General features: G+C 71.7%; 11 protein-coding genes and 1 pseudogene. 6 read left to right on the top strand and 6 right to left on the bottom strand.

Annotated elements, in window-relative coordinates; translation table 11 throughout:
- Positions 1 to 143 precede the first annotated feature (143 nt).
- The 5 genes from ACFV6D_RS18340 to ACFV6D_RS18320 form a co-directional block, all read right to left on the bottom strand.
- Positions 144 to 1,373, bottom strand: a complete 1,230-nt coding sequence (locus tag ACFV6D_RS18340; RefSeq protein ID WP_380560491.1) for an acyltransferase — start codon at positions 1,371 to 1,373, stop codon at positions 144 to 146.
- 32 nt (positions 1,374 to 1,405) lie between these two features.
- A complete protein-coding gene (locus tag ACFV6D_RS18335; RefSeq protein WP_380560490.1) occupies positions 1,406 to 2,053 on the bottom strand; it encodes an alpha/beta hydrolase in 648 nt (215 codons plus the stop codon).
- Positions 2,054 to 2,882: 829 nt separating this feature from the next.
- Positions 2,883 to 3,557 (bottom strand): response regulator transcription factor, encoded by a 675-nt coding sequence (locus ACFV6D_RS18330; RefSeq protein WP_063347446.1) that lies wholly within the window; start codon positions 3,555 to 3,557, stop codon positions 2,883 to 2,885.
- On the bottom strand, positions 3,554 to 4,858 hold the full coding sequence (locus ACFV6D_RS18325; protein ID WP_380480100.1) for a sensor histidine kinase: 1,305 nt from the start codon (positions 4,856 to 4,858) through the stop codon (positions 3,554 to 3,556). The genes ACFV6D_RS18330 and ACFV6D_RS18325 overlap by 4 nt, the downstream gene beginning before the upstream one ends.
- Before the next feature lie 203 nt (positions 4,859 to 5,061).
- On the bottom strand, positions 5,062 to 5,751 hold the full coding sequence (locus ACFV6D_RS18320) for a TetR family transcriptional regulator (protein ID WP_063347444.1): 690 nt from the start codon (positions 5,749 to 5,751) through the stop codon (positions 5,062 to 5,064).
- Positions 5,752 to 6,035: 284 nt separating this feature from the next.
- Here ACFV6D_RS18320 and ACFV6D_RS18315 point away from each other — a divergent pair.
- Positions 6,036 to 7,593, top strand: a pseudogene (locus ACFV6D_RS18315) (MFS transporter); the annotation flags it as partial.
- A 159-nt stretch (positions 7,594 to 7,752) separates the two neighbouring features.
- On the opposite strand, the gene aceE reads toward ACFV6D_RS18315, so the two are convergent.
- Entirely contained in the window at positions 7,753 to 10,503 is a 2,751-nt protein-coding gene (gene aceE / locus ACFV6D_RS18310; protein ID WP_380374941.1) for a pyruvate dehydrogenase (acetyl-transferring), homodimeric type, read from the bottom strand.
- A gap of 517 nt (positions 10,504 to 11,020) precedes the next feature.
- Between aceE and ACFV6D_RS18305 the strand changes: the two genes are divergently transcribed.
- From ACFV6D_RS18305 to ACFV6D_RS18285, 5 genes are all read left to right on the top strand, one after another.
- The gene (locus tag ACFV6D_RS18305; protein WP_063347441.1) at positions 11,021 to 11,461 is read left to right on the top strand and encodes a DUF3052 domain-containing protein; all 441 of its coding nucleotides are present in this window, start codon (positions 11,021 to 11,023) and stop codon (positions 11,459 to 11,461) included.
- 291 nt (positions 11,462 to 11,752) lie between these two features.
- Positions 11,753 to 12,211, top strand: a complete 459-nt coding sequence (locus ACFV6D_RS18300; RefSeq protein WP_380560489.1) for a peroxiredoxin — start codon at positions 11,753 to 11,755, stop codon at positions 12,209 to 12,211.
- Positions 12,212 to 12,416: 205 nt separating this feature from the next.
- The gene (locus ACFV6D_RS18295; RefSeq protein ID WP_063347440.1) at positions 12,417 to 12,992 is read left to right on the top strand and encodes a TerD family protein; all 576 of its coding nucleotides are present in this window, start codon (positions 12,417 to 12,419) and stop codon (positions 12,990 to 12,992) included.
- A 267-nt stretch (positions 12,993 to 13,259) separates the two neighbouring features.
- On the top strand, positions 13,260 to 13,838 hold the full coding sequence (locus ACFV6D_RS18290; RefSeq protein WP_063347439.1) for a TerD family protein: 579 nt from the start codon (positions 13,260 to 13,262) through the stop codon (positions 13,836 to 13,838).
- Between the two features lie 157 nt (positions 13,839 to 13,995).
- Entirely contained in the window at positions 13,996 to 15,099 is a 1,104-nt protein-coding gene (locus ACFV6D_RS18285; RefSeq protein ID WP_380343789.1) for a DUF475 domain-containing protein, read from the top strand.
- Positions 15,100 to 15,167 lie beyond the last annotated feature (68 nt).

The following is a 15,167-nucleotide window of genomic DNA, read 5'->3' as shown; positions in this document are numbered from 1 at the left end:
GGTGGTGTCCTGCTGGTTTTTGTTGGGCGGCCCCCCCCGCCGGGGGGGGGGCCGGGGGGGGGGGGGGGGGGGGCCCGGCCGGGGGGGGGGGGGCGCCCCCCCCCCCCCCCCCCCCCCTCCGGTGCCTCACTCTCCGGCGCAGGTCACACCATGCCCAGCGCGTACGCGGCGAACAGCGCCGCACCCGCCGCGGCCAGCGCCTTCCCGGCCCGGGAGAAGGCCGTCCACGGCCCGTCGAACCGCCGGGTGAACCACCCGATCGCCACCAGCACGGCCCCGAACAGCGGAAGCAGCGCCACCCGGGCGGCCACCCAGCCGATCGAGTCCGGCGCGGTGGTCAGCCCCGGCGCGGCGCCCAGTCCGGCCGCGCCGGGCACCGCCACCGCGAGCATCGCGCTCTGGTGCCAGCAGAAGATCGTCATCGCCGAGAGGTTGACCGCCACCACCGGCAGCCACAGCAGCGGACGGCGGGTCAGCAGCCGGCCCAGCCGATCCCGCAGCAGCACCGCGGCGCCGCACTGCGTCGCCGCCAGGGCCAGCACCAGCAGGGACGGCGGGTGCGAGTTGGTCCGCTCCATCCCGGGCACCCCGACCATGCTGGCCGGGTAGTGGAACGCCAGCAGCAGCGTGGCGAACAGCGCGCCGCCGCCGACCAGCAGCACCCGGGCCACCGGGCGGCCGAGCCGGCCCTGCGCCCACAGCACGCCCAGCTGGTAGCCGAACAGCCAGCCCGGCAGGATGTTCAACAGCCCGACCCAGGACGGCACCGCCTCCGCCCACGGCCCGTACCGCAGCAGGTCGACGGCGGCGACGGCGGCCACCAGGACGCCCGCCGACCAGCCGCCCAGCCGGCGCCCGGCCGCCACGCACAGCGGGGTGAGCGCGGTCAGCCCCAGGTAGACCGCGATGTACCAGAGCGGCTGCACCACCAGCGTCGCGCCGGTCCGCACGGTGTCCCCGGGGACGCCGAGCGCGGGCAGCAGCGCGATCAGCAGCGCCCAGACGGCCGTCACCCCCAGCACCGGGCGCAGCAGCCGCACCGACCGGCCGCGCAGCCAGCCCAGGTACGTCACGCCCTTGGCCCGGGCCCGCTCCAGCGACTGGACCGAGGAGTGGCCGCCGACCAGGAAGAACACCCCGAGCATCTGGAGCACCCAGCTGATCGGGGCGAGGCCGCCGAGCGAGGAGAGCGGGCTCGCGTTGTGCAGGGCGCCGTCGGCGGAGAGCGTGAAGCCGCCGAGCAGCCAGTGCCCGACCGGTACGGCGAGCAGGGCGAGGGCGCGCAGCCCGTCCAGGGCGCGGTCGCGGGTCTCGGGGGTGCGGGCGTCGACCTGGTGGGCGGCGCGGCGCAGGGCGGTCAGCGGGTGGGCCATGGCGGTGCTCCTTTCGGTGAGGCGGTCAGCGGTCAGCGGTCGAGGCCGAGGGCGATGGCGGCGAAGGCGGTGAGCGAGGCGGTGCCGGGGGCGAAGTAGCCGGCGTGGCCCTCGGATCCGGTGGCGGGCAGCGGGTGGGCGCCGAAGCCGGGGGCGGTCGGGTCGGCGCCGTGGCCGAGGCCCAGCACCGAGACGAAGGGGACCCGGCCGATCCAGTCGGAGTCGTTGCGGGCGGTGGCCCAGAGCGGGACGCGCGGGTCGAGGGCGGCGGCCGAGCCGACGCCCATCCCGGGCGAGCCGAGGACGACCACGCCGGAGGCCTGGTCGGGCCCGGGGCGGGCCAGCCCGCAGACCACCGAGCCGTAGCTGTGGCAGAACACCGTGGCCGGGGCCTGCGGGCGGGTGCTGACGGCGAGTCCGTCGAGCAGCCGGGTGAGCCGCGTGGCCCCGGCCCGGGCCAGGTCCTCGGTGGCGGCGCCCAGGCCGATCCCGACCGGGGTGGTGTAGCCGGTCCAGGCGATCACGGCGCTCTGCCGGTCGGTGGCCCGGTAGAGAGAGCGGGCCATGCCGGCGGGGGTGCCGTACGAGCCGGGGGAGCGGTCGAAGTTCTCCAGGTCGTTGTCCGAGCCGGGGACGACGACGGCGGTGTGGCGGGCGGTGGGGGGGGGGGCGCCGAACACCGCCCCCCCCCCCCCCCCCCGCCGGGGGGAGTAAGCGATTACACGGGGGGGCCCCCGCCCCCGGGGGGGGGGGTTCTTTTTCCCCCGGGGGGGGGCGGGGGGGGGGCCCCCCGGGGGGGGGGGGGGGGGGGGGGGGGCGGCCCCCCCCCCCCCCCCCCCCCCCCCCGCGATCGCGCGGGTCGAAGACGAGGATCCGGCGGTCGCCGTCCAGCAGGGCGCGGTAGCGCTCGGCGCGGGTGCGGGCCTGCTCGTGGTCCTGCGGGGTGAGCGCAGGGTCGGTGGCCCGGGCGAGTTCGCGGCCGAGCTCCGCGGTGAGGGCCAGCGTGTTGGCCCGGTAGCGGAGTTGGACCGGGGCGCCGTCCAGGTTGCCGACCACCAGCGGGTGCCGGACGGCCAGCGCGTCCTGCTGCGCGGGCGTCAACTCGGCGAAGAACGCGGCGACTTCGGCCGGGGTGGCGGTGGCCGGGTCGGGCGGGTGGAGGCCGAACGCGGTGTCGGCCACCCAGGCGGCGCTGCCCGGGGGCGGGCCGGTGACGGCCTGTTGGGCGTCCGTGGAGAAGCCGCCGAGACCGAGCACCGCGGCCAGCATCACCGTACTGGCCGCGATGGCTCTCTTGACCCGAAACTTCCCCATGTCCGGCCCCTCCCTGATCCGTTCGACTTCGACGGAAAGGAAGGTAGAAATGCGACGGCCCCGCGGACGTCACACCGCGGGGCCAACTCCCGGGTGCTACCGGGGTACTACTCGGGGTATCGCTCGGGGTACCACGGGGGGTGTCTCCGGACCGGAGCCGTCGGGCTGGAGCCGCAGAGGGTCACCGGACCGGCGTCACTGGCCGGGCGTCACGAGGCCGGACTCGTAGGCGAGGACGACGGCCTGGGCGCGGTCGCGCAGGTCGAGCTTGGCGAGGATGCGCCCGATGTGGGTCTTGACGGTCTGCTCGGCCAGGACCAGCCGGCCGGCTATCTCCTGGTTGGACAGGCCGCGGGCGATCAGCTCCAGCACCTCGGTCTCACGCGGGGTGAGGCCGTTGAGCCGCAGTTTGGGGTCGCGCCGCCGGGCCGGCCGGTTGCGGGCGAAGTCCTCGATCAGCCGGCGGGTCACCGAGGGGGCGAGCAGCGCCTCGCCGGCCGAGACCACCCGGACCGCGGAGATCAGGTCGGCCGGCGGGGCGTCCTTGAGCAGGAAGCCGCTGGCCCCGGCGCGCAGCGCCTCGTACACGTAGTCGTCCACGTCGAAGGTGGTCAGCATCATCACCTTGGGCCGGTGCGCGCCGGGGACGGCGGGGTCGAGCAGTCGGCGGGCGGCCTCCAGGCCGTCCATGACGGGCATGCGGACGTCCATCAGCACCAGGTCCGGGTGGGTGCGGCCGCTCACCTCCAGGGCCTGCGCGCCGTCGGCCGCGTCCCCCACCACGTCGATGTCGCTCTGGGCGTTGAGCAGGGCGGCGAAGCCGGCCCGCACCATGGCCTGGTCGTCGACGATGATCACGCGGATGGTCATGCGGGCTTCTCCCGGGGGGTTTCGAGGGGCAGGACGGCGGCGACCTTGTAGCCGCCGTCCGGCATCGGGCCGGTCTCCAGCCTGCCACCGACCAGCCGGGCGCGTTCCCGCATTCCGATCAGTCCCTGTCCGGTGCCCTCCATGGAGGCCTCCAGCGACTCGGTGTGCTGGGGCGGGGGCGTGTTCACCACGGTCAGCAGCAGGGTGGCGCCCTCGTCGACCAGGGATATCCGGGCCCGCGAGCCGGGCGCGTGGCGCACCACGTTGGCCAGCGCCTCCTGCACGATCCGGTACGCGGACAGGGCGACCGCCTTCGGCACCGCCTCGGCCAGCCCCGGATCCACCGTCAGTTCGGCCGGGACCCCGGCCCGTCCCACCGTCTCGATCAGCTGCGGCAGTTGCTCGATCCCGGGCTGCGGCACCTTCTCGGCGGCGGACTCCTCGCTGCGCAGCACGCCCAGCAGTCGGCGCATCTCGGTCAGCGACTCGCGGGCGGTGCCGGCGATGGCGGTGAACTCCTCGGTGGCCGCGGCCGGTACGCCGGTGATCCGGTACGGCGCGCTGGCCGCCTGCACGGCGATCACCGACATGTGGTGGGCGACCACGTCGTGCAGTTCCCTCGCGATCCGGGCGCGCTCCTCCAGCAGGGTGCGCCGCTCGCGTTCGGCCTCACTGATGTGCTCCTGTTCGGCGAGCAGCCGGCGGGCCTCGGCGCGGTCCTGGACGGCCCAGCCGAGCAGCAGGGCGGCGCCGCCGAGGGCGACCAGCAGCATGGTGGTGCCGTCGTCGGCGTGCGGGAAGCCGAGCGTGGTGGTGAGGAGGGTGAGCAGGATCGTGGCGATCCAGACCGCGATCAGGGTGGCCCGGCTCTCCCGCAGCGCGAGCGCGATCAGCAGGAAGACGTACGCCAGGATCATCGGCGCCGTCCACGGCCAGGTGCCGCCGAGCTGGTGGTGCCGGGCGGTGATGGAGGCCGTGGTGACGAGGGTGGCCGCGCTGATCCACCAGGCGGCCAGCGGCCGGGTGATGGCGAGCAGCAGCGGCGCGGTCTGGGCGATGGTGAGCGCGCCGGCGATGGGCACGGCGACGCCGTAGAAGTCGACCAGGGCGACGATCCCGGTGGGGATCAGCGAGGCCTGCATGATCAGCGCGACGACGTACGGCAGTCGGCGCAGCCAGGCCCGGGGCGAGTCCCCGAGCAGCGGGGTGGACCCGCCGGTCGGGGTGGTGAGGTGGTGCCGGAGCGAGCGGAGCAGCCGGAGGGCCTGCGCGCGGACTTCGGTCGTGGTGATCGTCTTCATCGCGGGCCAGCCTAAGAGGGTGCCGACCGCCCGTCGTCGCACTGGGGTCGAACATCGGAGTGCTACCGGAGTAGGGGGTGCTACCCGGGTACTACTGCTCCCGGCACGGTTCCGGGGCCGGGAGCGGTGCCCGCGGTACTACTGCGGGCCGGTACTACTGCGGGCCGGTATTGCTGCGGGCCGGTACTACCGCGTGGCCGGTGCTACTGCGGGCCGGTGCGCCAGTGGCCGGCCAGGGCCGGGCCGAGCTGGTCGAAGTGGCGCTCGATGACGGCGACCATGCCCTCGGGCCCGGCGGGCTCCTGGTCGGGGGTCCAGGACAGGTGGGCGGCGCGCAGCACGCTGCCGAAGACGGCGGCGAGCACGGTGGGCCGCAGGTCCTCGGCCGGGTCGAGGCCCTCGCGTTCGGCGATTACCCGGACGACCACCCGTTCCTGCTCGGTGACCCGGCGCAGGTGGGTGGCGAGCAGGGTGGGGGTCTCCTCGATCATCCGCATCAGTTCGAGGGCGGTGGTGATCGAGCGGGGGCCGCTGCGGTGTTCGGCGCCGAGTTCGCGCCAGGACTGGACGATCGCGGCGCGCAGGGCCTGGAGCGGGGACTCGTGGGCCGGGCGGCGGCACAGGCACTCGATGAAGTAGTCCTCGGCGTCGGCCATCACGGCGAGCGCGACCTCGTCCTTGTTGGCGAAGTAGCGGAAGAAGGTGCGCTGGGAGACCTCGACGGCGGAGGCGATCTCGTCGACGGTGGTGCGGGCGAAGCCCTGGCCGAGGAAGAGCACGTGGGCGGCCTGGACGAGGGCGTCCCTGGTCTGCTGCTTCTTGCGCTCGCGCAGCCCTGGCAGCCGTTCGGGGGTGCCCGGGGCGGCGGTGGGGGTGGGGGTGCGAGCGGCCATGGCGGGGCCTTCCGAGCGCGTGCGGGCGGGGTGAGGAGCACAACCTTAGCGCTCTGACAAATGTCAGCCAGAGCCAGAAGTCAGTGTTTGCCGAATGTCAGTGGCTGACATAATCTGCCGGAAGTGGCGCTCGCCGACCGGGCACTCGTGGGGACGGGTGGGTCGCGGCGCCACGCCCACGTTCCGTTCTCTGCCATGCCCCCGGAGGGCCCCAGATGAGCCAGTCCGTCGTCAAGAACGCCAAGGCGGACGTCCCGCCGCAGCGCACGCCACCGGGCGGGGGAGGGCTCAAGGGGCACCCCTGGCTGACCCTGCTGACCGTCGCGGTCGGCGTGATGATGGTCGCCCTGGACGGCACGATCGTCGCCATCGCCAACCCCGTCATCCAGGCGGACCTGAAGGCCGCGCCCTCCGAGATCCAGTGGGTGACCAGCGGCTACCTGCTGGCCCTGGCGGTCTTCCTGATCACGGCCGGCAAGATCGGCGACCGGTTCGGCCACAAGAACACCTTCCTGGTCGGCGCCGTCGGCTTCGCCGCCACCTCGGCCGCGATCGGCTTCGCCGGCAACATCCAGACCGTGATCGCCTTCCGGGTGCTCCAGGGCCTATTCGGCGCGCTGCTCCAGCCGGCCGCGCTCGGTCTGCTGCGCGGCGCCTTCCCGGCCGAGAAGCTCAACATGGCGATCGGCATCTGGGGCGGTGTGATCGGCGCCTCCACCGCGGCCGGCCCGATCGTCGGCGGCCTGCTGGTCGAGCACGTCAACTGGGAGTCGGTCTTCTTCATCAACATCCCGGTCGGCCTGATCGCGCTCGGCCTCGGCCTGTGGATCCTCAAGGACGTACGGGCCGAGAAGGCCGCCAAGTCCTTCGACCTGCCCGGGATCGCGCTGCTCTCGGTGGCGATGTTCGCGCTGGTCTTCGGCATCATCAAGGCCCCCGAGTGGGGTTGGGGCGACGCCCGCACGCTGCTGTTCCTGGGCGGCGCGGTGGTCCTGATGGTGCTCTTCGCGTTCTGGCAGGCCCGGGCGAAGGAGCCACTGATCCCGCTCAGCCTGTTCCGTTCGGTGCCGCTGTCGGCGGGCACCCTGCTGATGGTGCTGATGGCCTTCGCGTTCTTCGGCGCGATCTTCTTCGTGACCTTCTACTTGCAGAACGTGCACGGGATGTCGCCGGTGTCCGCCGGTGTCCACCTGCTGCCGATGACCGGCATGATGATCATCGGTTCGCCGGTGGCGGGCATCGCGATCGGCAAGCTCGGCCCGCGGATCCCGATCGTGGCCGGCATGCTGATCACCACCACCGCGATGTTCGGCATGTCCACCCTGGACGCGGGCTCCGGCACCGGCGTGATGTCGCTCTGGTTCGTCCTGATGGGCCTCGGCATCAGCCCGGTCATGGTCGGCGCCACCGAGGTGATCGTCGGCAACGCCCCGCTGGAGCTGTCCGGTGTGGCCGGCGGCCTCCAGCAGGCCGCGATGCAGGTCGGCGGCAGCCTCGGCACCGCGGTGCTCGGTGCGCTGATGGCGGCCAAGGTCGGGGACGTGCTGCCCGGCAACTGGGCCAAGGCCGGCCTGCCGCCGGTCCAGGGCGCCGAGGCCGAGGGCCTCAAGCAGGCCGCGCAGCTCGGCATCGCCCCGCCGGCCCCGGCCGGCACCCCGCAGCAGGCGGTGGACGCGATGGCCGGTGCCGTGCACGACTCCTTCGTCAGCGGCATGTCGCTCGCCTTCGCGGTCGCCGCCGTGGTGGCCTTCGGCGCCGCGGTGCTCGGCCTGCTCACCCGCCGCGGCACCGTCGACGCGGGCCCGGCCGTCCACATCTGATCCCCGCGCGACCAGCGGCCAGCGGCCAGCGACCAACGGCCCCGGACACGACCGAGTCCGGGGCCGCTGCGTGCCGTCATCCGCCGCCGCGGGCGGGTGGGACGGCCCGGGTGCACCCGGGTACGCCGAAGGGCCGGACCTCCGTGCTCGGAGGCCCGGCCCTTCAGGGTCTAGCGGGTGATCAGGCGTCGCCGCCGGCGGCGCCCGGGTCGGCCGCGGCCACGTCGAGCAGCTGGTAACGGTCGATCGCGTCCTTCAGCGCGCTGCGGTCGACCTTGCCCTGCTTGGCGAGCTCGGTGAGCACCGCCAGGACGACCGACTGCGCGTCGATGTGGAAGAAGCGACGGGCCGCACCGCGGGTGTCGGCGAAGCCGAACCCGTCGGCGCCGAGCGACTGGTACTGACCGGGCACCCAGCGGGAGATCTGGTCCGGCACCGCGCGCATCCAGTCGGACACGGCGACGACCGGGCCCTCGGCACCCTGGAGCTTCTGGGTGACGTACGGCACGCGCTGCTGCTCCTCGGGGTGCAGCAGGTTGAACTCCTCGGCCTCCACCGCGTCGCGGCGCAGCTCGTTCCAGGAGGTCGCGGACCAGACGTCGGCCTTGACGTTCCACTCCTCGGCGAGGATGCGCTGGGCCTCCAGGGCCCACGGCACGGCCACGCCGGAGGCGAGGATCTGGGCCGGGATCTGGCCGGCGGTGCCCGGCGCGTACTTGTGCAGACCCTTGAGGATGCCCTCGACGTCCACGTTCTCGGGCTCGGCCGGCATCTTGATCGGCTCGTTGTAGACGGTCATGTAGTAGAACACGTCCTCGCCGTGCGGGTGCTCGGCACTGGTGCCGTACATCCGCCGCAGACCGTCCTGGACGATGTGCGCGATCTCGAAGCCGTACGCCGGGTCGTACGCGACGACGCCGGGGTTGGTCGAGGCCAGCAGCTGCGAGTGGCCGTCGGCGTGCTGGAGGCCCTCGCCGGTCAGCGTGGTGCGGCCGGCGGTGGCGCCGATCACGAAGCCGCGGGCCAGCTGGTCGGCCATCTGCCAGAACTGGTCGCCGGTGCGCTGGAACCCGAACATCGAGTAGAAGACGTACACCGGGATCAGCGGCTCGCCGTGGGTGGCGTAGGAGGAGCCGGCGGCGATCAGCGAGGCGGTGCAGCCGGCCTCGGAGATGCCGTCGTGCAGCATCTGGCCGGTCGGCGACTCCTTGTAGGCCAGCAGCAGGTCGCGGTCGACCGACTCGTAGGTCTGGCCGAGCGGGTTGTAGATCTTCGCCGACGGGAAGAGCGAGTCCATGCCGAAGGTGCGGTACTCGTCGGGCGCGATCGGCACGAAGCGGTTGCCGATGCCCTTGTCCCGCATGAGGTCCTTGAGTACCCGGACGAACGCCATGGTGGTGGCGATGGTCTGGTTGCCGGAGCCCTTCTTGACCGCCTTGTACGCGTCGTCGCCGGGCAGTTCCAGCTGACGCGGGCGCACCTTGCGGGTCGGCACGTAGCCGCCCAGCTCGCTGCGGCGGTCGTGCATGTACTGGATCTCTTCCGAGTCGCGGCCCGGGTGGTAGTAGGGCGGGTAGCCCTCGTCGAGCTGCTTGTCGGTGATCGGCAGGTGCAGCCGGTCGCGGAAGCGCTTCAGGTCCTCGACCGTCAGCTTCTTCATCTGGTGGGTGGCGTTGCGGCCCTCGAAGTTGGGGCCGAGCGTCCAGCCCTTGACCGTCTGGGCGAGGATGACCGTCGGCTGGCCCTGGTGCTCGCGGGCCGCCTTGAACGCCGCGTAGATCTTCTTGTGGTCGTGGCCGCCGCGACCCAGGTGCTGGACCTGCTGGTCGGTCATGCTCTCGACCATCTTGCGCAGGCGCAGGTCGCTGCCGAAGAAGTGCTCGCGGATGTACTGGCCGGTCTCGGTGGCATAGGTCTGGAACTGGCCGTCCACCGTGGTGTTCAGCTTGTTGACCAGGACGCCGTCGCGGTCCTGCGCGAGCAGCGGGTCCCAGCTGCGGTCCCAGACCAGCTTGATCACGTTCCAGCCGGCGCCCCGGAACTGGGACTCCAGCTCCTGGATGATCTTGCCGTTGCCGCGGACCGGGCCGTCCAGGCGCTGCAGGTTGCAGTTGACCACGAAGGTCAGGTTGTCGAGGCCCTCGCGCGAGGCCAGCGACAGCTGGCCCAGCGACTCCGGCTCGTCCATCTCGCCGTCGCCGAGGAAGGCGTAGACCTGCGAGTCGGAGGTGTCCTTGATCCCGCGGTGCTCCAGGTAGCGGTTCATCCGGGCCTGGTAGATCGCGCCGAGCGGGCCGAGGCCCATGGACACGGTCGGGAACTCCCAGAAGTCCGGCATCAGCCGCGGGTGCGGGTAGCTGGAGAGGCCGTACGGGGCCTTCGACTTCTCCTGGCGGAACGCGTCGAGCTGCCGCTCGGACAGTCGGTCCAGCAGGAACGCGCGGGCGTAGATGCCGGGGGAGGCGTGGCCCTGGAAGAAGATCTGGTCGCCGGACTCGCCCTCGGCGTCCTTGCCGCGGAAGAAGTAGTTGAAGCCGACGTCGTACAGCGACGCGGAGGAGGCGAAGGTGGCGATGTGCCCGCCCACGCCGATGCCCGGGCGCTGCGCCCGGGAGACCATCACGGCCGCGTTCCAGCGGGTCGCGTTGAGGATCTTGCGCTCGATCTCCTCGTTGCCGGGGAAGAACGGCTCGTCCTTGGTCGCGATGGTGTTGACGTAGTCCGTGCTGCGCATCTCGGGCACGGCGACACGCTTCTCGCGGGCGCGCTCGATCAGGCGGAGCATCAGGTAGCGGGCGCGCTCGCGCCCCCGCTCGTCGATGGCCGCGTCAAGCGACTCCAGCCATTCCGCGGTCTCCTCGGGATCGAAGTCCGGGACCTGACTCGGAAGGCCGCCAATGATGATCGGGTTGCGATCGGATCCGGAAGCCACGCTGTTCCTTCACTGTCGGTCGAAACTGAGGTGTGTCGCGCCGCCTCCATCGTGCTACCGCGCTCGGAGATCCGTCATCTCTACCGATCGGTAACCGTTCCGCCTGGTGGGCGGGACGGTCTGGCGGTGCGCGGTCCGGGCGACTTCGCCCGCCCCGCACACCCCCGGGTGCTACGTACAGAGGTGGTCCGACCTGGTGTCCCGTCCGCCCGATGGCGGGCGGCCGGGGTGAGGGCCAACAGGAGACTCTACGCCCGCGCACGCGCGGACCCGAATGCCGTTCGTATCTCGGGCATCCGTACGCCCTGTGGGCCGGGACCACCCGAAGCATCCTTGTCTCATACAGAGAAGGGCAAATCGGTGTGATTCCCGACACATCGAACGGCGTGTCCCCGCTGTGGCACGTCAACCTTTGGGGGGGATCGGGGGTCGGGTACTTGCGCGAACCGCCGCGCCCGTGTGGACTACGGCCACAGCCTCGGCATGGATGCCGGGCCGAATACTGGAGGTTATTCCCGTGAGCGCGACCGCGGACCCCGCGGACAAGTCCAACCCGGCGACCCGTCTCGGCTTCGAAGAAGGCCAGATCATCCAGGAGCTGGGGTACGACGACGACACTGACCAGGATCTCCGCGAAGGCATCGAGGAGCTCACCGGGACGGATCTCGTCGACGAGGACTACGACGACGTCGCCGACGCCGTTCTGCTGTGGCACCGCGACGACGACGGGGACCTCACCGACTCCCTCGTCGATGCCTTGGAGTACCTGGCCGAGGGCGGTCTGATCTGGCTGCTGACGCCCAAGACCGGGCGTGACGGCCACGTCGAGGCGTCCGACATCGCGGACGCGGCCCGCACCGCCGGTCTCTCCCAGACCAGCTCGATCGCGGTCGCCAAGGACTGGGCGGCCACCCGGCTCGCCACCAAGTCCACGGCCAAGCCGGGCGGCAAGCGCTGAGCGGGCTCTGAGGCCCCGCACCGGGCCCCGCTGGAGGATCCCTCCAGCGGGGCCCGATCGTTTTCCGGGGTCCGGAACCGGGGGCGGCGCCCGCCCGTGTCATCACGGAGCGTGTTCACCCGGGGTCGCGTCGGCCTCGGGGCCGGCCCGGAAACGCGTTCGCCCAGGGCGAAAGCGGTGAAGCGTGCGGGTGCCGCCCTCATCCATTCGGCGGAACGTGCCCGAACGGATGCGAGGATGGCGCTGGCCGCGCCGCCCGCGCGGCACGGGCGCGTCAGAAAGGTCACGTTCATGGCCATCGAGGTCGGCACCGAGGCTCCGGACTTCGAGCTCAACAACCAGCACGGCGAAGCGGTCCGCCTCTCCGACTTCCGGGGCGAGCGGAACGTCGTCCTGGTCTTCTACCCGTTCTCCTTCACCGGCGTCTGCACCGGCGAGCTCGGCGCCATCCAGCGGGAGCTGGCGCAGCTGCAGAACGACCGGGTCCAGGTGCTCTGCGTCTCCTGCGACTCGCAGTTCACCCAGCGCGTCTTCGCCGACCGCGAGGGCCTGGAGTTCCCGCTGCTGGCCGACTTCTGGCCGCACGGCGAGGTCGCCCGCGCCTACGGCGTCCTCGACGAGCGGAAGGGCTGCCCCGTGCGCGGCACCTTCGTGATCGACACGGCGGGCACGGTGCGCTGGAGCGTCGTCAACGACCTCCCGGACGCCCGGGACGAGCAGGAGTACCTGAAGGCCCTCGGCGCCCTCTGAGGCCCCGCGTGGAGGCCCGTGGCGGTGGCCGCGGGCCTCCCGCGAACTTCGAACAGCCGCGCCGGGCCCGTTCGCACGTCCGGACGGGAACCGCGCACTACGCTCGGTCCGTTGGTCGGGTGGGGCACGTGAGCCGCTCGCCGGCCGGCGCCTCGAACCGCACCACGGGGGCACCAGGGCGTGCCTCCCGATTCTTGGAGGACAAGTGGGTGTCAGCCTGAGCAAGGGCGGCAATGTCTCGCTCACCAAGGAGGCCCCGGGGCTTTCGGCCGTGGTCGTCGGCCTGGGCTGGGACGTCCGGACCACCACCGGGACGGACTTCGACCTGGACGCCAGCGCGCTGCTCTGCAACGAGCAGGGCAAGGTCGCCTCGGACGGGAACTTCGTCTTCTTCAACAACCTGAAGAGCGCGGACGGCTCCGTCGAGCACACCGGTGACAACCGCACCGGCGAGGGCGAGGGCGACGACGAGGCGATCAAGGTCAACCTGGCCGGCGTCCCGGCGGACGTGCAGAAGATCGTCTTCCCGGTCTCGATCTACGACGCCGAGAGCCGCGGACAGAACTTCGGCCAGGTGCGCAACGCGTTCATCCGCGTGGTGAACCAGGCCGACAACGCGGAGCTGGCCCGCTACGACCTCTCCGAGGACGCCTCCACCGAGACCGCGATGGTCTTCGGCGAGCTGTACCGCAACGGCGCCGAGTGGAAGTTCCGGGCCATCGGCCAGGGCTACGCCTCCGGCCTGCGCGGCATCGCCCAGGACTTCGGCGTCAACGTCTGACCGGACGACACCGGACGGCGCCGGACGATACCGGGCGACACGACACGACACGGCGCCGGACGGCGGCCGGTCGCCCGGCGCGGGAGCCTTGTACGGGGCGGCCCCGGACCTTCAGAGGTCCGGGGCCGCCCCGGCTTCGTGCCGGCTCCGTGCGCTGCGAGGATGTGAGTTCAGGAAGTTCAGCCGGCCAAACGGGGCCGGCCCGGGCCGTGGGGGACTACACCTTGTAGGCGCGCCCCGGGAGAAGGCAAGGGAGGAAGAACAGTCATGGTGGTCACGCTCGCCAAGGGCGGGAACGTCTCGCTCACCAAGGCCGCGCCGAACCTGACGCAGGTCCAGATCGGCCTCGGCTGGTCCGCCCGTTCGACCACGGGCGCACCGTTCGACCTCGATGCGAGCGCCCTGATCTGTGGTGGCGGCCGGGTGCTCGGTGACGAGTACTTCGTCTTCTACAACAACCTCAAGAGCCCCGAGGGCTCGGTCGAGCACACCGGTGACAACCTCACCGGCGGCGAGGACGACGGCGACGACGAGGTGGTCCTGGTCAACCTGGACCTGGTGCCGGCGCAGGCGGACAAGGTGGTCTTCGCGGTGTCGATCTACGACGCCGAGGCGCGGCTGCAGAACTTCGGGCAGGTCCGCAACGCCTACATCCGGGTCGCCAACTCCCTCGACGGCCAGGAGATCGCCCGTTACGACCTGTCCGAGGACGCGTCCAGCGAGACCGCGATGATCTTCGGCGAGCTGTACCGCTACGCGGGCGAGTGGAAGTTCCGCGCGGTGGGCCAGGGCTACGCCTCCGGCCTGCGCGGCATCGCCCTCGACTTCGGCGTAAACGTACAGTAAGGGCGAAAAGGCGAAAATCAGAACAATCGCACCCAACCTACGATCATGAGAACAGAAGGCAGTGCGGGGGTGACCTGACCGGGCCCGGCCCGGTCAGGGCGTCTCGGGACGAGGCCGCCCCCGGCACGGCCCGAAACCCGAAAGGTAACCAAGTCCCGTGTTCCTCCGCACTTTCGGCTGGTCGTTCGCGATCACCGTCCTAGGCCTGATCGCGGCCGGACTGCTCTGGGGGGCCCAAGGATTCGGCATCGTGCTGATCCTCTCCATCCTGGAGATCTCCCTGTCGTTCGACAACGCGGTGGTCAACGCCACGGTGTTGAAGCGGATGAACCCGTACTGGCAGAAGATCTTCCTGACCGTCGGCGTGCTCATCGCCGTCTTCGGCATGCGGCTGGTCTTCCCGCTGCTGGTGGTCGGCCTCACCGCGAAGCTCAACCCCGCGACGGTCATCGACCTCGCGCTGCACTCCGACGCGACGCACGACGGCCTGACCTACGGCCAGTACCTGGAGGCGGCCAACCCCGCCATCGCGGCCTTCGGCGGCGTCTTCCTGCTCATGATCTTCCTCGACTTCGTGTTCGACGACGAGAAGGAGCACAACTGGCTGGGCTGGATCGAGCGCCCGCTGGAGAAGGTCGGCAAGCTGGACGCCTTCTCCAGCGTCGTCGCACTGGTCGTGCTGGTGCTGGCCTCCAACTTCTTCGCCGGGGAGCACGCTGAAACCGTTCTGCTCGCCGGTGTCCTCGGCCTGATCACCTACCTCGTGGTCGGCGGCCTCTCCTCGATCTTCGAATCGGGTCTGGAGGAGGACGCCGAGCGCGAGGAAGCGGCAGAGAAGTCCGGCAAGTCGATCCTCCAGGTCGGCGGCAAGGCCGCGTTCTTCCTCTTCCTCTACCTGGAGGTCCTGGACGCCTCGTTCTCCTTCGACGGCGTGGTCGGCGCGTTCGCCATCTCCAGCGACATCTTCCAGATCACCCTGGGCCTGGGCATCGGCGCGATGTACATCCGCTCGCTGACCGTCTTCCTGGTCCGCAAGGGCACCCTGGACGACTACGTCTACCTGGAGCACGGCGCGCACTACGCGATCGGCGCGCTCTCGGTGATCCTGCTGGTCGGGATCAAGTACCACATCCCGGAGATCGTCACCGGCCTGATCGGCGTCGCCTTCATCGGGCTGGCGCTCGGCTCGTCGATCCTGCGCAACCGGCGCGAGGGCGCGCAGGACGAACCGGAACTGGTGGGTACGAGTACCGGCGAGTAGCCCGCCGGGTAGGGGGGGGGGCGGCCCGCCCCGGGCCGGGGGCGTGATAAAAAAAACCACGCCCACCC

Origin of the sequence: Kitasatospora sp. NPDC059812, assembly GCF_042732075.1 — a bacterium.
GTDB lineage: Bacteria > Actinomycetota > Actinomycetes > Streptomycetales > Streptomycetaceae > Kitasatospora.
The sequence above is the reverse complement of the archived record's forward strand: the minus strand, read 5'-3'. Positions and strand labels throughout refer to the sequence as shown.

Excerpts from the sequence above, each read along its gene's own strand:
- ACFV6D_RS18340 (WP_380560491.1), bottom strand. The coding sequence starts at position 1,373 with ATGGCCCACCCGCTGACCGCCCTGCGCCGCGCCGCCCACCAGGTCGAC.
- ACFV6D_RS18330 (WP_063347446.1), bottom strand. The coding sequence starts at position 3,557 with ATGACCATCCGCGTGATCATCGTCGACGACCAGGCCATGGTGCGGGCC.
- ACFV6D_RS18325 (WP_380480100.1), bottom strand. The coding sequence starts at position 4,858 with ATGAAGACGATCACCACGACCGAAGTCCGCGCGCAGGCCCTCCGGCTG.
- ACFV6D_RS18320 (WP_063347444.1), bottom strand. The coding sequence starts at position 5,751 with ATGGCCGCTCGCACCCCCACCCCCACCGCCGCCCCGGGCACCCCCGAA.
- ACFV6D_RS18300 (WP_380560489.1), top strand. The coding sequence starts at position 11,753 with ATGGCCATCGAGGTCGGCACCGAGGCTCCGGACTTCGAGCTCAACAAC.
- ACFV6D_RS18290 (WP_063347439.1), top strand. The coding sequence starts at position 13,260 with ATGGTGGTCACGCTCGCCAAGGGCGGGAACGTCTCGCTCACCAAGGCC.